At 51.3% G+C, this 26,342-nt stretch carries 16 protein-coding genes; 5 read left to right on the top strand and 11 right to left on the bottom strand.

What is annotated here, in order from left to right; genetic code table 11:
- Nucleotides 1-59: 59 nt before the first annotated feature.
- The 9 genes from purH to B036_RS0104235 all read right to left on the bottom strand — a co-directional run bounded on the left by purH (nt 60) and on the right by B036_RS0104235 (nt 16,616).
- On the bottom strand, nt 60-1,586 hold the full coding sequence (purH, locus tag B036_RS0104280; protein ID WP_020567454.1) for a bifunctional phosphoribosylaminoimidazolecarboxamide formyltransferase/IMP cyclohydrolase: 1,527 nt from the start codon (nt 1,584-1,586) through the stop codon (nt 60-62).
- A 213-nt stretch (nt 1,587-1,799) separates the two neighbouring features.
- Nucleotides 1,800-2,702 (bottom strand): hypothetical protein, encoded by a 903-nt coding sequence (locus B036_RS0104275; RefSeq protein ID WP_020567453.1) that lies wholly within the window; start codon nt 2,700-2,702, stop codon nt 1,800-1,802.
- 90 nt (nt 2,703-2,792) lie between these two features.
- A complete protein-coding gene (locus B036_RS0104270; RefSeq protein WP_020567452.1) occupies nt 2,793-4,424 on the bottom strand; it encodes an ABC-F family ATP-binding cassette domain-containing protein in 1,632 nt (543 codons plus the stop codon).
- Between the two features lie 430 nt (nt 4,425-4,854).
- Nucleotides 4,855-10,488, bottom strand: coding sequence for an SdrD B-like domain-containing protein (locus tag B036_RS31625; RefSeq protein WP_083926125.1), 5,634 nt, complete (start codon nt 10,486-10,488; stop codon nt 4,855-4,857).
- Nucleotides 10,489-11,370: 882 nt separating this feature from the next.
- Complete coding sequence (locus tag B036_RS28015; RefSeq protein WP_020567450.1) at nt 11,371-11,745, bottom strand: hypothetical protein; 375 nt, start codon at nt 11,743-11,745, stop codon at nt 11,371-11,373.
- Entirely contained in the window at nt 11,746-13,140 is a 1,395-nt protein-coding gene (nhaD, locus tag B036_RS0104255; protein ID WP_020567449.1) for a sodium:proton antiporter NhaD, read from the bottom strand.
- A 217-nt stretch (nt 13,141-13,357) separates the two neighbouring features.
- The gene (locus B036_RS0104245) at nt 13,358-14,440 is read right to left on the bottom strand and encodes a mannose-1-phosphate guanylyltransferase (protein ID WP_026231683.1); all 1,083 of its coding nucleotides are present in this window, start codon (nt 14,438-14,440) and stop codon (nt 13,358-13,360) included.
- 723 nt (nt 14,441-15,163) lie between these two features.
- Entirely contained in the window at nt 15,164-15,838 is a 675-nt protein-coding gene (trmD, locus tag B036_RS0104240) for a tRNA (guanosine(37)-N1)-methyltransferase TrmD (RefSeq protein ID WP_020567447.1), read from the bottom strand.
- 298 nt (nt 15,839-16,136) lie between these two features.
- Nucleotides 16,137-16,616 carry a hypothetical protein gene (locus B036_RS0104235; RefSeq protein ID WP_026231682.1) on the bottom strand — a complete coding sequence of 160 codons (480 nt, stop codon included), beginning with the start codon at nt 16,614-16,616 and terminating at the stop codon, nt 16,137-16,139.
- A gap of 111 nt (nt 16,617-16,727) precedes the next feature.
- Here B036_RS0104235 and B036_RS0104230 point away from each other — a divergent pair, with 111 nt between their 5' ends.
- The 5 genes from B036_RS0104230 to B036_RS0104210 all read left to right on the top strand — a co-directional run bounded on the left by B036_RS0104230 (nt 16,728) and on the right by B036_RS0104210 (nt 23,553).
- A complete protein-coding gene (locus B036_RS0104230; protein WP_020567445.1) occupies nt 16,728-17,231 on the top strand; it encodes a hypothetical protein in 504 nt (167 codons plus the stop codon).
- A 270-nt stretch (nt 17,232-17,501) separates the two neighbouring features.
- On the top strand, nt 17,502-20,459 hold the full coding sequence (locus tag B036_RS28010) for a S8 family serine peptidase (RefSeq protein ID WP_020567444.1): 2,958 nt from the start codon (nt 17,502-17,504) through the stop codon (nt 20,457-20,459).
- Between the two features lie 135 nt (nt 20,460-20,594).
- Complete coding sequence (locus tag B036_RS0104220) at nt 20,595-20,963, top strand: hypothetical protein (RefSeq protein WP_020567443.1); 369 nt, start codon at nt 20,595-20,597, stop codon at nt 20,961-20,963.
- Nucleotides 20,964-21,080: 117 nt separating this feature from the next.
- Nucleotides 21,081-23,117: a peptide MFS transporter gene (locus tag B036_RS31620; RefSeq protein ID WP_020567442.1), complete on the top strand. Its 2,037-nt coding sequence runs from the start codon at nt 21,081-21,083 to the stop codon at nt 23,115-23,117.
- A complete protein-coding gene (locus B036_RS0104210; RefSeq protein WP_020567441.1) occupies nt 23,104-23,553 on the top strand; it encodes a hypothetical protein in 450 nt (149 codons plus the stop codon). Before B036_RS31620 ends, B036_RS0104210 begins: the two co-directional genes overlap by 14 nt.
- A gap of 215 nt (nt 23,554-23,768) precedes the next feature.
- On the opposite strand, the gene B036_RS0104205 is transcribed toward B036_RS0104210, so the two are convergent.
- Both B036_RS0104205 and B036_RS0104200 read right to left on the bottom strand, forming a co-directional pair.
- Entirely contained in the window at nt 23,769-24,320 is a 552-nt protein-coding gene (locus tag B036_RS0104205; RefSeq protein ID WP_020567440.1) for a hypothetical protein, read from the bottom strand.
- Entirely contained in the window at nt 24,317-26,191 is a 1,875-nt protein-coding gene (locus B036_RS0104200; protein WP_020567439.1) for an ABC transporter ATP-binding protein, read from the bottom strand. The genes B036_RS0104205 and B036_RS0104200 overlap by 4 nt, the downstream gene beginning before the upstream one ends.
- Between the last annotated feature and the right edge of the window lie 151 nt (nt 26,192-26,342).

Raw genomic sequence — 26,342 nt, 5'->3', positions numbered from 1 at the left:
CGGCCATAAGACGTACGGGCGGGTGCCTTAGGTTCTTAAGCCAACGTTAAAAATTTTGTTTAATGCTTAAAATGGCGAATTCCAGTGGTCACCATCGCCATATTTCTTTCATTACATGCGGCAATCGAGTCTTTATCCCGAATTGAACCTCCAGGTTGAACTACTGCCGTCACGCCAGCATCGTGGGCGATTTCCACACAATCACTGAAAGGGAAGAAGGCGTCTGAGGCCATTACTGAGCCAGCCACGTCAAATCCAAAGGCCTTAGCTTTAACGATGGCTTGTTTGAGCGAATCAACTCTGCTCGTCTGACCACACCCCATGGAGATCATCTGCCCGTCTTTTACTAAAGCAATGGTATTACTCTTAAGGTGCTTTGCGCACTTATTAGCGAATACAAGGTCGGTCACCTCTTCAGTGGTTGGTTTACGATCGGTAACGACGGTAAAGTCTTCGGCTCCTTCTGTCTTAAGGTCAGTGTCTTGAACAACTACACCATTAAGTAAGGTCTTGAAGCTACGGGTCTGTTGATCCAGGTGATGGTACTGTAACAGAATCCGCTTGCCTTTTTTGCTGAGTAATTCAAGCGCCGCATCGGTATAATCTGGAGCGATGAGTACTTCGTAGAAAAGTTTGTCTATTTCTTGTGCCGTAGACAGCTCTACGGGCTTGTTGGTGATCAGGATACCGCCAAATGCTGAAACATTGTCGGAAGCCAGAGCGGCTTCCCAGGCTTCCAGCTGACTCTTGCGTACCGCCATGCCACAGGCATTAGTATGCTTGAGGATAGCAAAAGCAGGGTCGCCACTTTCAAATTCCCGCATAATCCCTACTGCCGCATCGATGTCCACCAGATTATTGTAGCTGATGTCTTTGCCGTTCAGCTTCGTGAACATTCCTTCCAGACTACCGAAGAACGAAGCCTTCTGGTGCGGGTTTTCTCCGTACCGTAATGGCGTGGCGTGCATTTCGCTCACCTTAAAGGCAGGTAAGCCTCCGTCTTCGTTGAAGTAATTAAAGATGGCGGTGTCATAATGACTACTTACCGCAAAAGCCCGGCGTGCCAGGTTCCGACGATCCATCAAGTTCGTTACTCCGCCTTTCTGGTCCAGGACATTCTGAATCGTAGCATAGTCGTCCCGGCTCGGAACGATGACCACATCGCGGTAGTTTTTTGCAGCCGCACGAATCAGCGCGATACCGCCGATATCAATTTTCTCGATAATCAGTTCTTCTTCCTCCGTATTAGCAACCGTTTCTTCGAAAGGATAAAGATCAACGATGATCAGATCAATTTCGGGAATATCGTACTTATCAAGTTGCCCCAGGTGCTCTGGCTCGCGGCGGGCAAGAATGCCACCATGCACTTTAGGATGCAAGGTTTTTACGCGTCCGTCAAGAATTGAGGGATATCCAGTTAAGTCTTCTACCGGAACTACTCCGATTCCACGGTCCCGAATAAAGGTTTCCGTACCTCCAGTGCTGTAGATGGTAACCCCTTGCTGGTGCAGTGAATCGACGATGGGTCCCAGTCCATCTTTATGGTAAACGGAGACCAGGGCCGATTTTATTTTCCTTTCACTCATAGAAGGCTTGCGGTTTTGAGGCGCAAAGGTAATTAAATAGTCTTGTAGTCTTGTAGTTTGGTAGTCTTGTAGTGGGGCAAACACCAGCTCAGTTAGTAAAGCTTTCGCTTGTTAGTCAGCAGTCTCCTGGCGCAGGCGCTATTAGTACCAGTCAACAAGCCACCATTTGATCGTTCTGATCTTACGGGCCTGCAAGACTGCCGGAGTCCCTGACTACTTTACTCCCAACACCCATCCCTCATGCCGAAGCACCCGTTTTCGTTGTTGCTTCGTCAGCCCTGCTGGCCCCGACAACCAATCTGCGAGGCTTCCAGAAGCTTGTTCAGACTGCAGCCACTTGACGTAAGTCCTCACTTGGGCCCGGTCCGTTATCTTGTCCTTTCCCGTCAGGGGAAGCATGCTTGGGTATATTTCTGCATGAACCACCACAGCTCCTTCCGGCAGTTTTTTTGCAAACTTGGTTTCAAATGGCCATACATAGCTATTCGTGGCCAGTTCATTATCCCCGAAGCAGAGTTCGTGCACCCTCGGAATTCCCAACAGCGCCTGGCTACCTACACTTCCTGCATAAGCCAGCTTCCAACCCGGTTGCATTTTCGGTACTCTGAGTTCTACCAATCGCTTTTCGGCCAATACTGCCCTTTTATTGATGACAGGATAGCTAAAGTCTTTTTTAGCGCCCAGGAAGATACCACTCTGACCAATCGGGACACCCCAAAAAGGACCGCTTCCGACGCTGATTCTTCGATTCAGCTCCGCACCAACTGTGAACCGGTTATTAGTATTGTCCGAATGGTCAAGCGTCAAGCGTGAAATGAGTTTCCAGATGCGGTACCACGCTGGTTTCTTTTTTATCTTAAGTGCTTTAGCTAAGCCCTTGGGATAGCCAAGTACAAAATCCCAACCTACCAATACCCGCTTACCCGCTTTATGTAATCTTTCCAGTCGGCGGGTAACAAAATCGATACAAGTTTGCCGGGTCCGGAAATAACGCGTAGTCACCCTACCCGTAGCGGTACCCTCCCCTACCCAAATGGCATCTTTAGACGGCCGGGCAGGGCTCGGCCGGTTACGGGAACTCCAGTCAATAATGATGAAATGGTCAAATGCTTGCAAAATCTTAGGCTTGAACAGCCGAAGGTACTTTCTGATAACTCAAGGTAAAGAGAAAGCAACATTATTTTTAGCAGTCTAAACACCTATAAGTCAGGCCGTGATTCCGTACAGGGCTTCCTTCTTAGCGGCTATCTCCTTGGAGGTCAGGTAATCATCATAATCAAGGAGGCTGTCAATCATTCCTCCCGGAGCAATCTCAATGATCCGATTGGTAGAAGTTTGTACCAGCTTATGGTCATGGCTGCTCATGATAAGGCTCCCCTTGAAGTCTACCAATGCATTGTTCATCGCCGTGATCGATTCGAGATCCAGGTGATTGGTCGGCTCATCGAGTAGCAGGAAGTTGGGGGAGTTGAGCATCATTTTACTCAGCATACAACGCACCTTTTCCCCACCGGAGAGTACGCTGGAGTCTTTGTGTACTTCTTCTCCGGCAAACAACATCCTCCCCAAAAATCCACGGATAAATTGCTCGTCCTTATTTTGGGAATACTGGCGCAGCCACTCCACCAGATCCAGGCCGTTGGCCTCCTGAAAGAATTCAGCATTTTCGTTGGGCAGGTGCTGGAAGCTGATCGTTTGTCCCCATTCAATCGTACCGCTGTCTGCTTCGGTTTCTCCGGCCAGTACTTCATAAAAGGCCGTCAGAGCAGTTGCTTCGGAAGACAGCAGCGCAATCTTGTCTTTGCCGTTCATCGTAAAGGACACGTTACTGAACAGTACCGTTCCGTCCGGAGACGTCTTGCTGAGGTCGGTCACCTTCAAAATCTGGTCTCCTGGTTCACGTTCCGGCTGAAAAGCGATGAAAGGATACTTCCTTGAGCTGGGCTGAATTTCATCAATATTAAGCTTCTCCAGTGCCTTTTTACGGCTCGTCGCTTGCTTGGATTTCGAGGCGTTGGCCGAGAACCGCTGAATGAACTCCAGCATTTCGGCACGCTTCTGCTCCATTTTCTTGTTCTTGTTTGCCCGTTGCTGGAGCGCCAATTGGCTGGACTCATACCAGAAGGTATAGTTACCGGTGTAGATATTGGCTTTCTGGCGGTCAATGTCGACAATGTGGGTGCAGACCATGTCCAGGAAGTAACGGTCGTGACTTACAATGATGATCGTGTTCTGGAAGTCAGCCAGGAAGTCAGCCAGCCAATGTACCGTTGGGGCATCCAGGTCGTTCGTAGGCTCATCGAGGAGAAGCATATCGGGGTTACCGAACAGTGCTTGTGCCAACAGGACTTTTACTTTTTCAGGACCGCTGATTTCCTCCATCAACTTATAATGAAGATCTTCCCTGATGCCCATGTTTGACAGCAGTTCGGCGGCGTCGGAGTCGGCCGTCCAGCCACCCATTTCACCATACTTATTTTCCAGTTCAGCAGCGCGCATCCCATCTGCCTCCGTAGCTTCAGGATTCATGTAGATGGCGTTCTTCTCTAATTCCATGGCGTACAGAATCTCGTGGCCCATCTTCACCGTATCCAGTACGGTGTGCTCTTCGAAACCGAAGTGATTCTGGCTCAAAACGGCCATCCGGTTTCCTTTCTCCAGGCTTACCTGGCCACGGGTGGGGTCCAACTCGCCGGAAATTACCTTAAGAAAGGTAGATTTTCCTGCACCGTTGGCGCCAATGATGCCATAGCAATTTCCGTGAGTAAACTGTAGGGTGACCTCATTGAAGAGGACACGTTTACCAAATTGTACCGTCAGGTCATTTACATTCAACATAAGGCGGAGCGTTTTGCGGCCGCAAAATTACGCCTTTTTCTTTTGGCAGGAAAGTCCTTGATTATTAAGGCGTACTAATTGCCTGTGGGAGATAAGCTTCAATTGTGGATTTTTGGGTCTGAGGGTAGGTGTTTGGGCGGGGCCGCAGGTGCAAGGTAAAGGGATTAAGGCGCAAGGGAGAAGGATGTGGACTCGCCCTAAGGCTTTAGCATTTTCTCCTCCGCTGCACCATTCTGTTAGCGTAGCTGGAGAAAGTTCATCGCATGCAGGACGATAAGCGTTCAAAGTTCGCTTTTTCCAATACAATAGGTTCAACGTCCCCTACCCTGCCTCTTTCTAACCTTCCCTGCACCTACGTCCGCGCCAAAAAAAGCCCCTTATCTCCGATGAAAGAGATAAGGGGCTGATTCCTGAGCGTCAGGAGGAGTGCTTAGTTAATGATCACCCGGTGAGTTTCCGTCTGATCACCAACTGCCATGCGAACAAAGTATACACCTGCGGCAACTCCGGCAGACGGGAGGTTGATCACGCCCGTACCTGGTTGCAGGAAAATGCGTGGCCCGACCACGTTACCACGAACATCAAACAGCTGGATGCTGGCGTCGCCTTCATTGCTGGAGGCATCCGTCATTTCAATATGAATCATGCCTTCACGTGCCGGGTTCGGGAAAATCCGGCCCAGAGAATTAACCGGTCCGGCTAGTTGGATTTCAACTACGTTGGAGATCATATCGCCGTAAACGGGATCGATCATCCGAACGCGGTAGAAGGTCCGGCCGGCAAGCGGGCTTACGTCACCCTGGCGGAACATGGCCATATCATTGCCAGAAACAAAAGCTGGTACTACCTGATCGGCAATGGGGAGGAAAGAAATTCCGTTAACGGACCGTTCCACTTCAAATTCGTAATCAGTACCGTCGAAAGGAACTTCCCACTCAATGGTCACATCACGGGCCTCCAGGTCATTAATTACACCCTTGGCCGTAAGGTTGCCTCCACAGCGGTTAGGGTTATTCACCACCGCTACGTTGAACGTACGGGTACTGGTACAACCATTACGCGTAACGGTGAGGGTAGCACTGAAGGAACCGAAGGTTGCCCAGGTTGTTGTAACCGTTGGGGTAGACGCACTCTCCACGCTGGAGGACCCGGTAAAGTTCCAGGAGATACTCGCTCCATTACCAGGGTTAACCGCCTGGAAGATGGCTTCCTCGCCTACGCAGACTACATTCGGCCCGCTGATCTGAGCTACTGCATCATCACCGACTTCGACCGTCAGTACGTTACTTTCGAGATAGTTACAATTGTCCCGACGCACACAGCGGGTAAAGTAAGTTGTCTGGTAGACCGGCCCCGGTGCGAAGTTCGGGCTATTGGAGTTGGGCAGTGCCTGCCAGAAGGTAATATCCTGGCCAGGGTCCTCTACGTTGAACATCCAGAGGTACTGAATTTCTCCTTGTCCTCCGGTAGCCGGAGCAATCTCTACGAATGGCTGAGGGACGTTCCCCGGGCCACAGACTGTCTGGCTGGAAGCAATGGTACCAGGATTAATGATATTGGCGATACACGGAACGATGAAGCCAGCGTCAATTGTCAGGTCCATCTCGTCAGGTCCTACGGTGTAGAAGCCGGTCATCATCATGTCTCCCATGATATCACTGTCCGTTTCATCATTGCCGGAGTTTCCGGTAGTGGGCAGGAAGCCGTCCGGCGCGTCGAAGGTGACCTTGTAGGTGCCGGGAGGTACGAAGAACATGTACATACCCGTTTCGTCGGTGAACGCCATATCCATGTAGGTTCCGTCCTGGCTGGTTACGATGGCTTTGACGCCTTCAATACCTGGCTCACCGGGGTCCTGTTGTCCGTTGCCGTTGGTGTCTTGCCACACAAAGTCACCAATCTTGGCGGGGCAATCATCAACAACGATAAAGATGAGTTCTTCATCGGCGATACATTCATCCTCATCCTCAGGTACAAAACTGGCGGTAATAGTATTCTCGCCAGCCGGCAGCATTGAGGGATCAAGTTCTGACACAACTACGCCGTTTACGGTAAATATGACTTCCCCTGGAAGAGGTTCCCCGTTGATCAACCCGAACCCGTCAAGGAGTAATGGTAAATCAAATCGGCAAATTTCTTCAGGTGGTGCCGTAACGTAACGTACTACCGGATAAAAACACTGGTTTCCGATTTCGAGCGTGTAAGCACCATTAGTTAAAACAGTCGTGTATTCGAAGCTGTCGACCAACAGGAACTCAAGGGAATATACCGCAATGTTTCCATCCCGGATTTCCGTTTGGGGGATAACCGTTCCTACCGGTACCGGAATAGGCGCCAGTGGTGGGTCGGGGCTGTCCAGGAAGTACATGTTGGTATTAGACAGGATCGTCCAGGTCTGTCCGGGACTCGCCGTTACCTCCAGTACTTCAGTAAACTGTCCGTCAAAGTCAGTTGTGTTATTGTTCAGGCAGTTACAGGGGTCGGTAATGGCGCCACCGGGTTCGGCGAAGAAACCGGCATCAACGGTCATATTAAATTCACCGGGTGCCAGTGTGTATTGCTGGGTCATGCCATTCATCGCCGGATCACCGTCACTATCCGTAGCGTCGTCCCCGGTATTGGCAAGAGTGCGGATACCTCCCGGTGCTTCAATGAAAAGCACGGAGTAGGTTCCTGGCTCGAGGCCCATGAAGGAGTAGAAGCCGTCCATATCTGTACGGGTGGAATCGATGATCCCACCGGCTGCGTTTTTCAGATACACGGGGTAGTCGAAGATGCCCGGCTCGCCGTCATCTTGCTGACCATTGACGTTAAAGTCTTCCCATACGAAGTCGCCCAGTCCTGCCAATGCCCGGAGCGTGCCGGTGCATTCGGTGGTACAACCCGAGAAGTCAGTAACCGTAACGGAATAAGTACCTGAGGCTAAGCCACTAATCGTAGGCGTAGTTGCATTATTACTCCAGAGGTAAGTGTAAGGCTGGGTTCCACCATCGACGTTTACGGAAAGTACACCATTGGTGCCGTCGGTAGATTGCTGGTCAACAACAACCTCACAGGTCAATTCGGGTAACTCGCCCAGAACGATCCCAGCGGTTACATCCGTACATCCATTGGCATCGGTGACGGTGACGGTGTAGGTGTCGGCGGGAATATTGTTAATTACGTTTCCGGTAGCGCCATTGCTCCACAGATAGGTGTAAGGGGCCGTTCCTCCTGCGGGGAAAACCGTAATGGAACCTGAGTTGGTACCACCACAAACTATATCGGGATTAGTAATGGCCAGGGTAATCGCAGCCGGTTCGGTCACTTCGAAGGTGGCCATTCCCGTACATTCATTAGCATCCGTCACTGAGACGGTGTAGGTACCGGCGGGAACATTGGTCAGGTCTTCATTATTAGTACCGTTGCTCCACATGAAAGCATAGGTGCCGGAACCGCCAGAGACGGTAAGGTTAACACCTCCGCTGCTTTCACCGTTACAATTAACTGGATCCACAGTCCCTTCGATGAAGATCGGGTTCACCGTGCTTACGGTATAAGTCTGAACGAGGGTACATCCGTTGGCGTCCGTGATCGTCACGGTGTAGTTACCTGCGGCGAGGTTCATAATGTCCTCAGTGGTTTCACCATTACTCCATAGGAAGGTATAAGCTGGTGTACCAAATTCAGCCGTAAGGTTAATGGCACCGGTTGCCTCTCCCTGACAGGCAACCGGGGTAATTTGGGCAAATCCGTTAAGTGCGCGTGGCTCGCTAATGGTAACGGAAACTGATTTGGTACATCCGTTGGCGTCGGTTACAGTAAGTGAGTAAGTTCCTGCAGTAAGGCCACTCAGGTCTTCAGTTGTAGCACCGTTACTCCACAGGAAGGTGTAAGGTTGGGTACCTCCGCTGGTAGTTACGGAAATCGCTCCATCATCACCTCCTCCACAATTGACGTTGGTCGGCGTTGCGGAGAGGGTAATATCAGTAGGCTCAGTTATGGTAAAGGTGGCTGTTTCGGTACACTCATTACCATCGGTAACGGTCACCCGGTAGCTTCCGGCAACAAGGCCACTGATGTCTTCGGTTCTGGCACCGTTACTCCAACGATAGATGTAAGCAGGCGAACCTCCCATAACGGTAAGGTCAATAGCGCCATCGCTATCACCAAAACAATCAACATCCGTCGTAACGCCACTAAGGACGATGGCAGTTGGTTGGGTCACCGTGTAGGAAGCGACCAAACTGCAGCCACGGGCATCGGTTGCGGTAACGGTATAATTGCCAGCCGCCAGGTTATTCCGGACAGGGCCTGCAGAGCCGTCGTCCCAGACGTAAGTATAATTTGGGGTGCCGCCAGAAGCGGTAACGACAATACTTCCTGAGGCATCACCATTACAGGCCACGTTGGTCACATCACCCTGAAGGTCAAGTGCGGTTGGCTCAGAAATGGTAACGGAGGTATTAACCGTACAGCTGTTCACATCTGTTACGGTTACGCCGTAAGTTCCAGCGATAAGTCCGGTCCGGTCTTCGGTCATTGCTCCATCACTCCACAAAAAGGTATAAGGTGGCGTACCACCGGTCACGACGACCTGAATAGCACCGTCATTAAACCCGTTACAAGTAACGTTCGTAGGGGTAGCCGTAATCCGTAGTGGTGCAGGCATGCCGACCTGAACAGATCCGGTGGCCTTACAACCGTTGGCTTCCGTTACCGTAACGCCATAGACTCCTGGCAGAAGGTCAGTGATCGTTGCGGTAGTTCCGCCGTTTGACCACTGGTAAGCGTAAGGTTGATCTCCACCAGAAGCAGTTGCCGTTGCGGTACCGTCGTTTTCATCAGAACAAGTAGTTGGGGTACTGCTAAGCGAAACGCTCAGGTCAATAACTCTAACTGTAGCTGTAGCTGTACCCGTACAACCGTTTACGTCAGTAGCGGTGACGGTGTAGGTGCCTGCCCCAACTCCGCTAATGGAAGGGGTTGTTGCGCCAGTACTCCACTCGTAAGTATACTGGCTTACCGGTCCGTTTAACGGACTGGCGGAAAGGGTGCCGGTGGTATTTACGCCACAAAGCAGCCTGTCTCCCGTAATTTGTACTTCTACCTCTTCAGATTCAGTAATAACGTAGGTATCAACCAGGGTACACTCATTAGCGTCAGTAACGGTAAGCGAGTAAGTACCGGGGCCAAGAGGGCCGACTCCCTGGCCCGTGAAATTTCCGGGTTCCCAGTTATAGGAGTAAGGAGGTGTACCGCCACTGGGAGCAATACGGATAAAAGCATCTACTACACCCGGACAGACGGTAGCATCACCAAAGATGCTACCGGTAAGGGCGGTTGGTTCTTCAATAAGGGTAGTTGCCGTTGCCGTGCATCCCCGGCTGTCTGTGAGAGTAACGCGGTAAGGGCCGGGAGCAAGGCCAGTGATGGTTTGTCCTGCTTGTCCGTTCGACCAAATGTAGGTGTAAGGTGCAATGCCCCCAGATGGTGTTGCCGTAATTGCACCATCATCGGATCCATTACACTGAGCATCTACCTCCACGAGGCTGACGGTTGGCGGATCATCCGAGATGGAGGTACAGGCAACGTATCCGCAAAGATTAGCATCTACTACCGTTACACAGTAATCACCCGCCGGCACGCTGATACCACGGGTATCGGCTCCGGTAGACCAGTTATAGGTATAAGGGACCACTCCACCCTGAGGCTCTGCAGCAATGGTGTAAGGACCAACACATTGATCGGGGTCGGTGATGGTTGCCGTTACACGGGTTGGTTGCGTAATCGTAACGCTCCCCTGGCCCGTAGCCCCATTGGCATCCGTAACGGTTGTCGAGAAAGTTCCGGCATTCAGGTTACTGATGGTGGAGGTTGTGCCTCCATTACTCCACATATAGGAAAATGGGGGGGTTCCGTTGGTCACCTCAGCGGTTGCCGTTCCGTTAGACAACCCGAAACAAGGGATGTTCGTTCCGGTAACGTTTACGTTAAGTTGAGCAAAAACAGCGCTCGCCATTAAAGAAAGGGCGAGAATAATGACCCCTCGTCGAGGCCAAAGTAAGTGTAGATGTGTCGGCATAATGGAATTATGATTAAAGAAGCTAAATTGGGATGTGTAGTGTTGCCTTTTGGGATACAACACGTCTTAAATCGGTTTGACGCTTGCTGCCAAACATAAAACATGAATATTACCGGTTCCTGATCGGGAAGACCCGATCCACTGGTAATAAAGCTCAATACGTAAATAGTCTCTTAGCTCTTTTTTCGGCTTGCCCTAAAGCAAATTCTTCGACAAGGTAACCATTAGTCCTCATACTAGACAAATCTTAAATACCTCCCAATGTTCGTTCTTCTTTAAAAAAGAACGGGTCACATCCAGCTGCTTTGGCTGGATATGACCCGTTTGACAAATCGTAATCTCATGAAAATATTGCGAAAAAGGCGAGCCGAAGGCCCATAATCTCTGTGTTAGTGGTCAAAACGAGGGGGAGAAAACTTAGGGTAGTAAGTCGGCCGTTCCATTTGTCCGGGCCGACTTACTACCTTCGGCGAATCTCTGTGTATTTCCAAATTCCGACGCGTTCGCCGGTATTTGCTTTCGTTTGACAATACAATTATCGGGTGTTTATCACCCCGTACGAAAGACACATTAGCCTTATTGTGAATAAATAAACCCTAAAATAAATCACAAAAGCCTCACCATCAGCCTAATACGACATAAAATGTGAACACTATTTAACCAAAAGGATAGTGAAGGCCACGAAAAAAATCCTGCTTTTTTCATTTTTTTCTACCTAGCGGGCCTTTTTTAACATTTGCTCTTGAAAAATCAATACTTTTTTCAAGTTCACTACTACGGATAGCAGGCTAAACACTGACGTAGTGTTTAGCCTGCCTGAATACAGTCCTTAAGTTTTGAGTCGTTACCAATCCTGGTTTACCTGAAAAAGCATTACAAGTGTTATTGCTTCAATAGAATCATTACTTGTTCGGTGGTGTCTGCGCGCATACGAAGGACCAAACTATCCGAGGTGAGTTTTTCAACTGCCACAATACGTTCAGTAGCTGCAGCACGTGTGGTGTCCTGTGCAAACAAAAAACCATTATCGTAACGCCAGGTACCTGCCTCCTGGTAACGTAGCGTGGAACGGTAAGCGTAGCGATTGTTGGGCAAGAAGGAAAAACCAACCTCCGCAGGATCGAGCAAAAGACTATCTCCCCGTTGAAGCACCTGAGTAGCCTGCCACTTGCCTAACAGACGTACATCTTCGCGTTCGCCGCAATGGCAAAGTAAAAGCACCAACACGAGTAGTGTGGTATGCTGGAGTTTTGTCATCTAAAATATGGTTTCAATCGCAATGAATACGGCCGCACCTGCAGCAAAACCGATAAAGGCGAGCCAGGCAATTTTCTTGAAGTACCAAATGAAGTCGATCCGTTCCATACCCATAGCAGCTACGCCAGCAGCAGAACCGATGATGAGCATTGAGCCACCCGTTCCGGCAGAGTAGGCGATGAAATGCCATAGTGTATCATCCATGGCGTACTGATTCAGATCATACATACCCATAGAGGCAGCTACCAGGGGAACGTTATCAATAATTGCCGAGAGGAACCCGAGAATGAAAACTACTACATTCTGGTCCGGAATAACACTTTGCAGGCTTTCAGCTACTGCACGCAGCGCACCAACCTCGCCAACGGCAACTGTCTCCAACGAAGCAACGGCCATGAGGATGCCAAGGAAAAACAGGATAGAGGACATCTCGATCCGGCTTAATGCTTTATGCGCGGAGTAAGTTTCTTTACGTTCTTCCGTAAAGTCCTCCTCCGGGTGGATGTATTCTGAAACTAACCATACCACTCCGAGACTCAACATCATACCAATGTATGGAGGGAGGTGAGTGATTGTTTTGAAAATAGGGACAAATACGATCATTCCCAGGCCAAGGAAAAGCATTGTCTTGCTGGACAACAGACGCTCACTTTTCAACTCTTCTTTTGTCACATGAGGCTCGTCAGATAATATTTCTCCCTGAAATGGTTTCAGGAAGCTAGCGATAAAGAAAGGAACAGCAAAGCAAACGATAGAAGGTAAGATCAGGTATTCCATCAAACCTCCGGTGCTCACACGCTTTCCAATCCAGAGCATGGTGGTAGTTACGTCGCCAATTGGAGACCAGGCACCACCAGCATTAGCGGCAATAACGATAAGTGCGATATACCAAATGCGCTGTTCCCGGTCCGGGACCAGCTTTCTCAGTAAGGTTACCAGAACGATGGTAGCCGTCAGGTTGTCGATAATGGCGGAGAGAATAAAGCCAAGAACACCGACGATCCAGAGCAATTTTTTCTTGTTGCGGGTGCGAACCCACCCCTTAAGGATATCGAAACCGCGGTGGAGGTCGACAATCTCAACGATGGTCATTGCACCAATCAGAAAAATCAGGATCTCCGCAGTCTTTCCCAGATGGTGTAGTAAAGCAGCCATAAAACCTTCTTCGGCTTCGGCGTGGGTCATGGCGTGGTCTCCGCCATGATCGGCAAGGCTATAGAGGTGCTCGTGGCCATCAACCACATCCAGGGCTCCGGAATTAAACCCAAGGCTGAGCAGGGCCCAACAGATTGACCCCATCAAAAGGGCAGGTACGGTTTTATCCAGGCGGAGTGGATGCTCGAATACAATTACGACGTATCCAATAACAAAACAAGCAATAACAGCTGATAGCATAATGAGTGGTCTTCGTAGATGAGCAAGGCAAAAAAGAAAGAGCTACCAGATAGGTTGATCTTCCGACGCGGGCTAAACATACCGATAATTGAGCCAACAACAAATCGGTTGGTCAAAAAATGGGTCCAGAAGGAAATTTTATTTTCATTTCTGAGTCGAAAGGCTTTCCAGGCCCCGGTTTACCCATAAAACAAATGTGGTAACCTATGTTCAGGTTTTACACAAATTCTTCCCCGTAATCCGTTTCAGCACGGGCACGTAATGCTTTCATTTCCTGTTCCCGACTACGTGGAAAGACGACCAGTACATCCCCTTCATCGATGATCAGTAAATCATCCACGCCTCCGACGACAAGGAGTTTCCCTTCGGGCCCACGGATGTAAGAATTGTGCACATCATCCATGATTGTGTGGCTTCCGGTAACAACGTTACCGGCCCCATCCTTGGGACTTTCCTGATACAAAGCTCCCCAGGCACCAAGGTCCGACCAACCAAACTGGGCAGGGATGGTGAAAATATTCTCGGCGTTCTCCATGATGGCGTAGTCGACGGATATTTTTGGCGTCTGTGGGTAGAACTCGTCAATGAAAGACTGCTCCTCGGGGGTATTGTAGCAACTTGCTCCCTGAGCAAGGATGGCAAAGATTTCGGGGGCGTACCGCTCGTAGGCGTCAAGGACAGTTTTTGCCCGCCAAATGAAGATGCCGGCATTCCACAGGTAGTCTCCGTTTCTCAGAAAATTTTTAGCTGTCTCCGTATCGGGCTTTTCGGTAAAACGTTTAACGGGGTAGACGCCTTCCGCTCCCTGTTCTCCAATAAACTGAATGTAACCATAGCCCGTATGTGGCCGATCAGGCGCAATGCCAAGCGTTACCAGGGCATCGTTCCCGGCAGTGAAAGTCAAGGCCTTTTTGATATTGTCGGCAAAGAGACTTTCATTAACGATTAATGCATCGCTAGGGGCGATGACGATGTTGGCCTCGGGGTCGAGTTGCTGTAGTTTGAAGGCGGTGTAAGCGACACATGGCGCCGTATTATTCCTGCTGGGTTCGCAGAGAATTTGATTGTCTCCAATTTCAGGGATATGGTCTTTCACCTGTTTCTTGTACTTACCATTGGTGACAATGAAGATCTTATCGGCTGTAGTTACCTTCAGGAATCGGTCGAAGGTCATCCGGAGTAGACTGCGGCCGTCCCCCATGATGTCGAGAAACTGTTTTGGCTTGTCTTCGCGACTGGCTGGCCAAAAACGGGAACCGACGCCGCCGGCCATTATAGCTATGTAGGTGTGGTTGGACATAGATTAGGATTGTATGCGGACTTTGGCCGCGATGGTCTCCCCAGGCTCCACTCGTCTTTCCCTCCGGTGTGTCAGTGATTTATGCCACCGTTCAGGGTGTTTCCAGAAGTCATTCATCGCTACGCGCCCTACTCCTTCCGGGTAACCCCGGACTTCCGCTCGATGCTTCCTATCTCACGCCTTGCGGGTAGCCCACACTTCGCTCGATGCTTCCTATCTCACCACTTGCGGGTAGCCCACACTTCGCTCGATGCTTACTATCTCACCACTTGCAGGCACCCCGGACTTCGCTCGATGCTTACTATCTCACCACTTGCGGGTAGCCCGCACTTCGCTCGATGCTTCCTATCTCACGCCTTACGGGTAGCCCGGACTTCGCTCGATGCTTACTATCTCACGCCTTGCGGGTAGCCCACACTTCGCTCGATGCTTACTATCTCACGCCTTGCGGGTAGCCCACACTTCGCTCGATGCTTCCTATCTCACGCCTTACGGGTAGCCCGGACTTCGCTCGATGCTTACTATCTCACGCCTTGCGGGTAGCCCACACTTCGCTCGATGCTTACTATCTCACGGCTTGCGGGTAGCCCGCACTTCGCTCGATGCTTACTATCTCACCACTTGCGGGCACCCCGGACTTCGCTCGATGCTTCGCATCTTACTTCGTCCGGGGTTAAAACGGTTGGATCCCTCCGGGATCGTTAATTTTTCACAAAGGTAAGATTATTCGAGGAGGTCTGGCCGGCGATCCTTAGTACGTTGTAAGGCCTGATCTTCGCGCCACTTTTCGATTTTGCCCGTATGCCCGCTGGTCAGAATTTCGGGCACCTGCCGGCCCCGCCACTCCGCTGGGCGGGTGTAGACCGGAGGCGCCAACAGATCGTCCTGGAAGCTATCGGTAAGCGCGCTGGTTTCATCGTTGAGGACACCGGGCAAAAGGCGGCCGATAGAGTCCACTAATACCGCCGCGGCAAGTTCGCCACCAGAGAGCACGTAATCACCGATACTTATCTCCAGGGTGACGTATTCGTCCCTGATGCGTTGATCAATGCCCTTATAGTGTCCGCAGATCAGCAGCAGGTTTTCACCCATACTGAGGCGATTGGCCCGTTTTTGGGTATAGCGTTCTCCGTCGGGAGTAAGGTAAATGATCTCATCGTAAGTACGCTCCGCCAGCAATTTATCGATTAGCTCCGCCATTGGCTCACAGCGCATGACCATCCCGGCTCCTCCACCAAACTGGTAATCGTCTACCTGGCGGTATTTCCCCAATCCGTACTCCCGGAGGTCATGGATGGCCACCGTCAACAGGTCCTTGTCCTTAGCCCGCTGCATGATGCTGTGGGAAAGTGGGGAGGCCAGTAGATCGGGCAGGACGGTGATGATGTCGAAATGCAAAGGAATTAGTCTTGTAGTCTGGTAGTTTGATGGTCTTGTAAGCTGCCGCATATGGCAGGAACACAAGGCTAAAGAAGTAACGGTGTTCCCCTCCTATGCTCATACAACTGCGTTTGGCACCTGCGGCCGCGCCCAAAGTGACGTAAAGGTAGCTGGAAAAAGAAGATAGTGGGTAGTAGGTAACGGGTAGGGCTACCGCATTAGGCAGGAGGACACAAGACATGGGAGAGAACTAGGGCTCCCTCCTTACGCTCATAACTGCGCCTGGCACTTGCCCAGAAGCTATCGGGGCGCGCACCTACAACGTCCGCACACCCGCGCGGTACCGCATCCAGACGTTGTAGAGCAGACGAAGTGGCATCATCAACGCCGCGATGATCGCCCAAACGGCAAAGAAACGATACTCTGCCTGTAAATAACCATTGATGATCCCGGCAGTGTCCTTTGGCAGGTTTTGCACTAAAAAATCGGGGCCGTTATCATCAAAAAACCGGATAAAAGAATTGAAATACTGTACCATACCGAAGATCAGTGGAAGCAACAGAATGCTGAGTGCGCCTTGTACCAGCAGGTGATCCCGCAGCCAGCTGATGTTAAGAAAAAAGAGGTAACGCGTTAGGGTAATGGCCACAACGATGTACACCGCGTTGGCTGCCAAATAAGGAAAATCTGGCAGCTGAGTATAGATCGGGAGCAACATCAGGCCAGTCAATACAAGGGTAAAAGCCCACCAGAGGAGTTCGTAAAGCGCCGGCATTTTGGAAGAAGGAGAAGACATGGCGCGAAGATAGGTTACAGGTTGCAGGTTCCGGGTTGCAAGTTGCAGATTGCAACCTGAAACTTACAACCCGGAGCTTGCAACCTGAAACCTGATTACTATCTTCGCCCCATGACCATTAACGACCTTTTCCAATACGCACTTGACCATCCGCTGAATGTGGTCTTCTATTTTCTACTTATTCCCTTTGCGGCACTCCTGGCCGGTTGGATGGAACGGGAAGAAGGTCATTTGCCGCCATGGAATTACCTGTACAGTACGCTGGTTTACCTGGTTGCGGTACCCGCCATCCTGGCCGTCGCCTACACGATTTACAAATGGCTGTTTGAGCGGGGTAGCATCATGGACGCGAACATCATGCTACAGCTGCTCCCCATTGCAAGTATGCTGATCACTTTTTTCATCGTAAAAAAGCAAGTCCGGATCGAATCTCTTCCCGGATTCAGCAGGTTGTCTGGCCTGGTCATTATGATCTCCGCCGCCCTGATCTTCATGTGGTTCATTGACCGAGTACACATCGTCATCTTTTCCCACATGCCAATACAGTATTTGCTGATCATTTTCCTTGTACTGCTGGTGGTTATTCGGTTTGGATGGTCGCGGGTGGCTAAGTAGGATTCAGTAATCAGTAATCAGGATTCAGATTTTAGGATTCATGGCACAGGTTGCTGTAACCTGACCTATGATTGGTGACCACTAAACCCTGATTACTGACCTATAATGCCTGACTGCTGAACCCTGATACCTGACCACTGAATTTTGAATACTGAACCCTAAATCCTGACCACTAAATACTCTTTAGTCGTCTTAAACACGTCATTCTTCACAACTGAAGAACAGCTTTCTACGTAAACACCGTACTTTTCCACCCTATAACTCCCTGAAATGTTTTACCGTTTACTAGTAATAACACTACTCCTAACTGTTTTCATTCCATTATCTGCTCAACGTCTTGATTACCGCCAGGGAGAACTGATCGTTCAATTTGGCGCGGACGTAGATGCAAAGGCATGGATTACGGCAAAGTCTGAAATCACCGAGTGGAAACCACTCGGACAGGCCCTCAATGCTTACCTGATCAGCTTCGATTTTAGCCTGCACGGCGAAGAGCAGCTCCGCCAGCAGTACTGGCAGGACCCTGCAGTAGCCGCCGTACAGCTTAACCACCTGGTGGCGCTGCGCGCCCGGCCCAACGACACGCGGTACGATGACCAGTGGCAACACCTCAACACGGGACAACTCAACGGCGTCATCGGCGCCGACCACAACGTGGAACCGGCCTGGGACATCACCACCGGCGGTGTTACCGTCAACGGAGACACCATTGTCGTGGCGGTACTGGACGACGGGATAGATGTTGACCACGAAGACATCGTTGCGAACCTTTGGCGTAACCGCGATGAAATTCCTAACAACGGCATAGATGACGACAACAACGGCTACGTTGATGATTACCATGGCTGGAACACTTCCAGCCGGGAAGCGGGAGATGGTAATGTTGAAGCCGACGACGAAGCAGACCACGGCACACCTGTCGCAGGCATCGTGGGGGCCGTCGGGAACAACAACCTTGGCGTTACCGGCGTCAACTGGTCCGTTAAGTTGATGATTGTCAAGAATAACTTCAACTCCAGCGAGGCAGAAGTACTGGAAGCTTACAGCTTCCCACTCGAACAACGGCAACGCTACGACGAGACGAACGGCGTGGAAGGTGCCTACGTAGTCGCCACCAGCTCGAGCTGGGGCCGGAATTTTGGCCAGGTCGACGACAGTCCTATCTGGTGTAGCCTTTATGATCGGCTTGGGGCTGCGGGCATCCTCAATGCTGGCGCAACGGCCAATTTAAACATCGACGTGGAAGAAGAGGGAGACCTGCCCTCGAACTGTACTTCTCCCTTTCTGGTAACCGTGACCAACCTCAACACCTTCGATGTAAAAGTCAGGGGGGCGGCATTCGGCAACAAATCCATCGACCTGGGGGCCTACGGAGAAGATGTATTTACTACTTCAATAGGTAACAACTATGGGCCATTCGGTGGTACTTCTGCGGCGACCCCAAGCGTTGCCGGCGCCATTGCCCTACTCTATTCCGCCCCCTGCGAAGCCTTTGGGCAATTGCTGGCAGCTGATCCCGCAGCAGCAGCGCTGCGGGTGAGGGCAGCTATTCTTGATGGCGTACGCCCTAACGCCAGCCTTGCAGGCATCACCGTTACTGGCGGGCGGCTCGATGTGGCCGCCGCCCTTGACGAACTGCAGGCCGGACTTTCGACAAACAACATGGCCAGCTGTGACCTTTGCCTGGCACCCACTTTTTTCAACGCCCTATCAACGGAAGGCTCTGCCACCAGCATCATAGTTGACTGGCGGGCCATCGAGGCCCTCGGGGCCATTACCCTGAGTTACCGGCCGGCGGGCAGCACCGAATGGACGGCGGTAGCCAATGCGCAAGCCCCGTACGAAGTTTCAGGCCTGGCGACCTGCGTCGCCTACGATTTCCAGCTCACTGGCAATTGTGGCGATGGCCCCGTAACTTCGGAGCTAATAACTGTTTCCACTGATGGCTGTTGCGTCATCCCGGATGATTTCAGCGTTGCTGCCACGCAAAATCAGGTCTTTATTGCCAGTTGGACCGGATTACTGGCTGGCAGGTCGTACCGGGTGCGGTACCGCAAACTAGGAGACAGCACCTGGCTCACCCGCACCTCCATATCTGGCAGCCTAGGCATCGCCGGCGGTATTGATCCTTGCACCAACTACGAATTCGAATTTCAGACCAATTGTGATACACTGGTTACTGATTTCGGTAATCGGCTGACGGTACTCAGTACCGGCTGCGGGGCTTGCCTGGAACGCGATTATTGTACGCCGGATGAATACGATAATGACCTGGAATGGATTGCACATGTCAATGTTGGTAACATCCTGGTAAACGCCAGCGGGCCTGAACCTAATGGTTATCGTAACTTTGGTGAGGTCACCACCCGGCCCTTCGTTCGTGGTGGTGAGTACCCCATTGAGTTGACGCCGGATTTCAATGTAGGAACCGGTGTGGAAGGATTCCGCGTTTACGTTGACTGGAACCAGGACGGTATTCTGTCGAGTACCGAAGTAGCCGCAGAGATGGACAGCGGGCCAGGCGAATCCGCCAAAGCGGTCTTAACTGTACCAGAAGACGCCGCTCTCTTACTCACCCGTATGCGGGTGATCGTACAGTTTCGTGGTGTTAGCGCTTCCTGCTCTCCCGCTTCCGCAATGGGTGAAGTGGAAGACTATTGCATCAACATCATCGATGCAGACCCGGCCTGCCCTCCCCCTACCCGACTGGATGCCTCCTACGATGAAATGACCGAGCAGACGCTGCTCTCCTGGCGAGCCAGCGCTGCCGTCGGCGGCAGCTACCGCCTTCGGTACCGACTACAAAACACACAAGACGCATGGACTGAGGTAAACGTTAATGACATTTACCTTACGCTCAACGACATCAACCTCTGTGGCACTTACGACGTGGAGATCGCCAGTGTTTGTGGCGGTACGCCTGGTGAATTCCGAAACTTCATCTTCAATGATCAATGCACCGGCACGCGAAATAACCAACTACCGGCATCTGCCTGGAAGGTCTTCCCTAATCCGGCAGCCGGACAGACGACCGTCAGCTGGTCCCCGAACCTCCGTGCCGCAGCTTTACAACTGTTTGACGTACACGGCAGGGTGGTGAATGAAATACCCGCAGCCGGAAATGCACCAGCTACGGTTGACCTTTCCGGCCTCGCTGCCGGCGTTTACCTCTTACGCCTACGGACGGCTGATGGGCAAACGGGGGGGCGACGGGTAGTGGTTCGGTAAATCAGGTTGCAAGTTGCAGGTTGCAAGTTGCAGGTTGCAGGTTGCAGGTTGCAAGTTGCAAGTTGCAAGTTGCAAGTTTTCACGTTAGCGGCTAAGCCGTCGGGTGGGTTGTTGATCAAGTTGTAATTTTGCCGCATGTATCGATTCTTTCTCCTACTCGCCATCATCATTACCACTGCCCTTTGTTTATACATGGACGCAGCATGGTATGCCCCGGCGTTGGCTGCGGCAGCTCTTGGTGTTCTGCTCCCCGTCTGGCGACGGGGCGGTTTTTGGTTCGCCTTTTTGGGTGGTGTATTGGTTTGGGGCATTTACACCGGTTACCTCCACCTGGATTCAGAGGGTCGGTTAAGCGATCGCCTGGCGGTAACCTTTGGCGTCGGATCGGGCTGGGCCCTGGTCGGTATCACGGCTTTGTGGGGAGGGATTACGACGGGGCTCGGAGCCTGGTTTGGGGTGAGTTTGCGGAAAATCTTTGAAAAAACGCCCGTTAACCGAGCTTAAGCCCCTGCTGATTCCGGGCTTAGAGTAGATTTTAACGGTATAATAACCTGGTCCGTCTGAACGCGAGCTACGGCGTTTGGCTAAATTTCGTTTCTTTAGGGCGACTAAAAACGGATCATGGAATCAACTACTACTCGCCATCCGGAAGACGGAGGCAGCATTTTCGGGCACCGCCCGGGACTATTTGTACTCTTTTTCACAGAAATGTGGGAACGCTTCAGCTACTATGGAATGCGGGCTTTGCTTGTTCTATTCCTTACTTCTAGTCTGCTTGATGGTGGCTGGGAGTGGAGCCGTAGTGACGCATTACAGTTGTATGGTTGGTATACCGGCCTCGTTTACCTTACCCCCATCATTGGTGGTTTTATTGCTGATAAGCTTCTCGGTTATCGAAAAGCCGTCATATTAGGTGCCCTGATCATGACTTTAGGCCACTTGTTTATGGCCTTCGAGACACCAACGTTTTTCTACATGGGCCTTACCGGTCTGATTCTTGGAAACGGGCTTTTCAAGCCCAACATTTCCTCTATTGTAGGCCAGCTCTACAAAAATGATCCTGAACAGAAGGATGGTGCCTATACCATTTTCTATATGGGTATTAATGCCGGAGCCTTTATTGGTATTCTGCTGTGCGGTTATATTGGTGAAAAAGTAGGCTGGAGTTACGGTTTCGGCCTTGCGGGCATTTTCATGTTCCTTGGGATGCTGCAGTTTTTCTTTGCCCAGAAGATTTTTGGTAAAATCGGGCTTAGCCCAAAAGATAGTGCAGACTACGTCATGTCTGCAAAAGAAGCAGCTGATGAAGCAGAAGTTGAAGAGGAAGCACCGGCAAATGTCCAGCGTGACCGAATTATTGTCATCAGTATTTTCGCCTTTTTCACCGTATTCTTCTGGTGGGCGTTTGAGCAGGCGGGAGGCTCAATGACCATTTTTGCAGGAGACTATACCGACAGGGTACTTTCTGGAGGGGCTGCAACTACCTTCAAAGTAGTTAACACCTTACTTGTAATAGTCCCACTTGTGGTAATTACCTGGGTGCTGTTCAAACTTTTCCGGCTCACTTTTGGGAAGTACGCCATGTCTAACATTTGGCTGGCACTCAGTTTTGCTGCGATTTGGGTCATTGCGCTATGGCTCATCCAGAACGACTGGAACACCAAGGCTTATGAGGCCACCTACAACGATGTCAATGGTACTGAGCAATCAACCCTGATCCGGACCACCGATCAGCTCAATGCTGGCCAGGACGTTCAATTGGTCAATAACCGTACCATTTCAGTTGTCGACCTGGAAGAACTTGCAAAAGAAGGTGGAAAAATTGAAGAAAATTACCTGGTCGACGATAGTGGTAAAAAGGGGCTTGCTGCGCTGACGGCCTCCATTACCTCCTTTGAATCTGAATCCCCCACCGGCCTTTTCTGGACCGACGTTAATTATACCAACCTGACTTACCAGACCGCCACAGGCCCGGTTACCTCCCGCATCATCACCCCCACGGTGGAAGAAGGAGAAACGCCCCTTAAAGTAGGCGATCAGATCACCGTCAGTTTTGCTGATGAAATCAACTACAAGATCGTCGTTCCTGAAGGTGTACCGACAATGTCTGCGCAAGTCAAAAGCCAGAACACCAGCGAGATTGAAATTGCTGCCAGCTGGTTCGGCATTCTTAATTCCTTCTTCATCATTGTCTTCGCTCCACTATTCGGCCGTTTCTGGCAAACGGGAATTATCAAAAGTGGTCCGCTGAAATTTGCGCTCGGTCTTACCCTTGTTGGCATAGGCTTTGCCTTCCTTGCTTATGGCAGTTTGGGCATCCCACTTGGAGCCAAAACCGCTGGTGTAAGTATTTTGTGGTTAATTCTTGCCTACCTCTTCCATACGCTGGGAGAACTGTGCGTTTCTCCCGTTGGCCTCAGCTATGTTTCCAAACTGGCTCCGGTGCGACTCGTTGGCCTTATGTTCGGAATTTGGTTCATCTCCAACTTCATCGCTAACCTCAGTGCCGGCCTGACGGGCTCACTCATTGACCCAATTCTGGAAAGCAAGGGCCTTACCTTCTTCTTCCTGATCTTTACCGTAATACCAATTGCTGCTGCCGTCGTGCTCTTCCTTATCAATGGCTGGATGAAAAAAATGATGCATGGAATCGACTAAATCCGATGGTTTTCGCGGCCTGTCCATCATCGCTTTCGCGTTGATGGCGGGCCTCGCGCTGTTCGCAGCCGTCGTAACGTATTTGATCACCTCCGGCGCCCAAGTCGGGTCGGAGGCAATCATCTCCCCTCAAATGGACATCGTGCTGGTGGCCGGTTTTGGGTTGATGTGCCTGACGATGTCCCGATTTGTCTTCAGTAAAATACTGGAGAGTACTTCGCAGGAGCAGCGCCAGGACTACCCTACCGCCATAGCGCGGTACCGTACCGCCATCATCGTTCGGTTAGCACTCCTGGAAGGGCCCGGGCTCTTTGCCGCTGCCTTTGCTTTAGTCACCGGCAATGTTAACTTGTTGCTCGTCACCATTTTCATGGTAGCGATGATGTGGGTGGGCAAGCCTTCGGAAACGGAGTTTGCGGAGTGGCGGCAGAAGTAGGAGGCGCGGCCGCAGGTGCAGGGAAAAGATAAAGCGCTCGTCAAGGTTCCTTAAAGGAGCAAGCGTTCAGATACAGGGCCGGAGGTCCGTCTCTCGTAGCGAGGGGTGAGCTTGATCCGACGGATCGATGCTCACCCCTCGTTTTTAGTTGGTACCCGCCGCGTTGCCGGAGGCAAGCGCTATCGCTCGGGCGCGGAGCGCCCTTCGTCCGGGATTCATTCCCCCTTCTTAGTCTTCTCGAACTGCTCGACAACATACTTTTCCACGGCGGGGTAACTTATTATGCTTGCAGGTAAAACCATGATCTCAGGGCTGCGATAAGACAGCCAATTGTTTCGCAATTGCCGCTTACGTACCAATAGGACACCGTAAGGCTTGACGGTTACTTTGGAGAGCTCCTTGAATTCGAATGCTTTGAAATCCCGGTCCGAAAATCTAACGACTTTATTCGGAAAGAGCTCGTAGCGGTAGCGGCCGTGGTCGCGCAGATTCTTATGTCGCCGGGCCTGAATCATGACATAAACAATCCCAAGAAAAAAGCAAGGTAATAGTAAGGTGGCAAAGACATGGGAGATGGAACGAACGTAAAGACCGACAAAGAAAAAGACTAAAAGGACGAAGCATCCGACTTGGCTCCGCCGTTCGACAACGACCAATTTTTCCAACCATGCCTTCCAGTTAACGGACAGCAGGCCACTGCTCCCCGATTTGAAGTTTAGCGGCCGGATCTCCTCAAAAGCGTCATCGATCAAATCATCTCTGCTCATACCTCCTGCAATTCCACCAGCTTCCGGTAAGCGCCGCCTTTAGCCAATAGCCCGGCATGAGTCCCCCGCTCGATGATCCGCCCTTGGTCAAGGACGATGATTTCATCAGCCTTTTGGATGGTAGACAGACGATGGGCGATGACCAGTGCCGTTCGACCACTCATTAACTTTTGCAGCGCGTCCTGGACGAGGCGTTCTGACTCGGAATCCAGGGCAGAGGTGGCTTCGTCGAGGATGAGAATATCCGGGTTTCGGAGTATGGCCCGGGCGATGGTTACTCGTTGACGCTGGCCGCCGGAGAGTTTATTGCCCCGGTCTCCGATATTGGTCTGATAGCCATTGGGGCTGGCGATGATGAAGTCGTGCGCATTAGCGACCCGTGCGGCCTCCTCTACCTGAGCAGTGGTCACGTTTTCCATGCCAAAAACGATGTTGTTGTAGATCGAATCGTTGAACAGGATAGCCTCCTGGGAAACGATGCCGAAGCGGTTCCGGAGGTCGCGGAGCCGGTAGTCTCGAATGTCGTGGCCATCCAGGGTGATGCGGCCCCGGGTCGGGTCGTAGAAGCGGGGGAGCAGGTCAGCAATGGTGGATTTACCGCCGCCGGAGGCACCGGCCAGCGCCACAACCTTTCCCACTGGCAGGTCGATGCTGATGTCCTCCAGGATCATTGGTCCATCGGCGGAATACTGGAAGCTGACACCTTCCACTGCTAATCCAACTTTCATTGCATCCAGCGGCCGCGCCTCTTTGATCGAGTTGTCTGGTTGTCCAGTTGTCGGGTTATCAGGTTGTCGGGTTATCGGGTAGTTATCAGCCAGCGGATTCGGAATATCAAGTACCTCTTCTACCCTCCCCAAAGCTCCGAGGCCTTTTTGGATGTTGTACCAGGCCTTGCTGAAATTTTTAGCTGGGTCAATGACCATGTAGAACGCGAAGATGAAAGTCAGGAAAGCTCCGGCGTCCATCGTTCCGCTGAATACCTCCCGCGAGCCGTACCAAAGCAATAAAGCTACGGTCGCGATGCCCAAAAATTCCGTTAGTGGGCTCGACAAGTCCCTCCGCCACATCAGGCGGATGAGGCTGTGCCGGTAGCTGTCGTTCAGTTCTCCGAATCGCTCCGCCTGGAAGCGCTCTGCACCAAAGCTCTTAATGATCCGAAGTCCTCCGAGGCTTTCCTCGGTTCGGCTGACAATGTCCCCCAGTTTCTCCTGAACAAGGGTACTGCTCCGTTTGAGTCGCTTGCCCAGCCCACCAATCACAAAACCAGTAAAAAGCATCAGTCCAAAGACAAATACCGTAAGGCCCGGGCTGGCTAATACCATGTAGGTAAGGGCGCCAACGATGATGAATGGTTCCCGAAAAATAGCTTCCAATACATTGAGGATACTGGCTTCTACCTCCTGCACGTCGGAGGTAATTCTACTCAGGAGATTTCCTTTCCGTTCTTCCGTGAAGTAAGCCATCGGTAGCCCCAGCATATGGGCGTACAGTTCGTTTCGCAGGTCCCGAATTATGCCATTTCGTACCGGAGACATAAAAAACAGGGCAAGGTAGCGAAACAGGTTCTTGAGCAAAAAGGTGACTAAGATAAAGCCGCAAACGTAGGCTAGCGCTGTTTCTTTTCCTTTCTCCGTGATCCATTCACTAAGCAGGTAATTCATTTGCTGCTTGACGGCGGCCATGGAATCCAGGGCTTCAGCCGGCTGGGTCACCGGGTCTACCTGCTCGAACAACAAGTTCAGAAAGGGTTGAAACAGCGGGACCGCCAGTACAGTGAACACTGCCGTAAGGATATTGCAAAAGATGGCCAATGCAACGAGGCCACGGTAATTCGCCATGTAGCCTAACAGGCGACGGAAGGAAGACATATTGGTGCTATTGGTCTATTGGACTATTAGGGCTAATGGTCTGTTGATGGTTTCCGCCCATTGTTTTTTTTGCGCAGGGCAAAGGTACTATCTTTAGCCATCGTGCTTTTAACCAACGCGCCAACCAACCAATAGATCAACGGACTAACAG

The organism is Neolewinella persica DSM 23188 (assembly GCF_000373105.1).
Classification (GTDB): Bacteria; Bacteroidota; Bacteroidia; order Chitinophagales; family Saprospiraceae; genus Neolewinella; species Neolewinella persica.
This window is presented reverse-complemented; position numbering and strand designations above follow the sequence as displayed.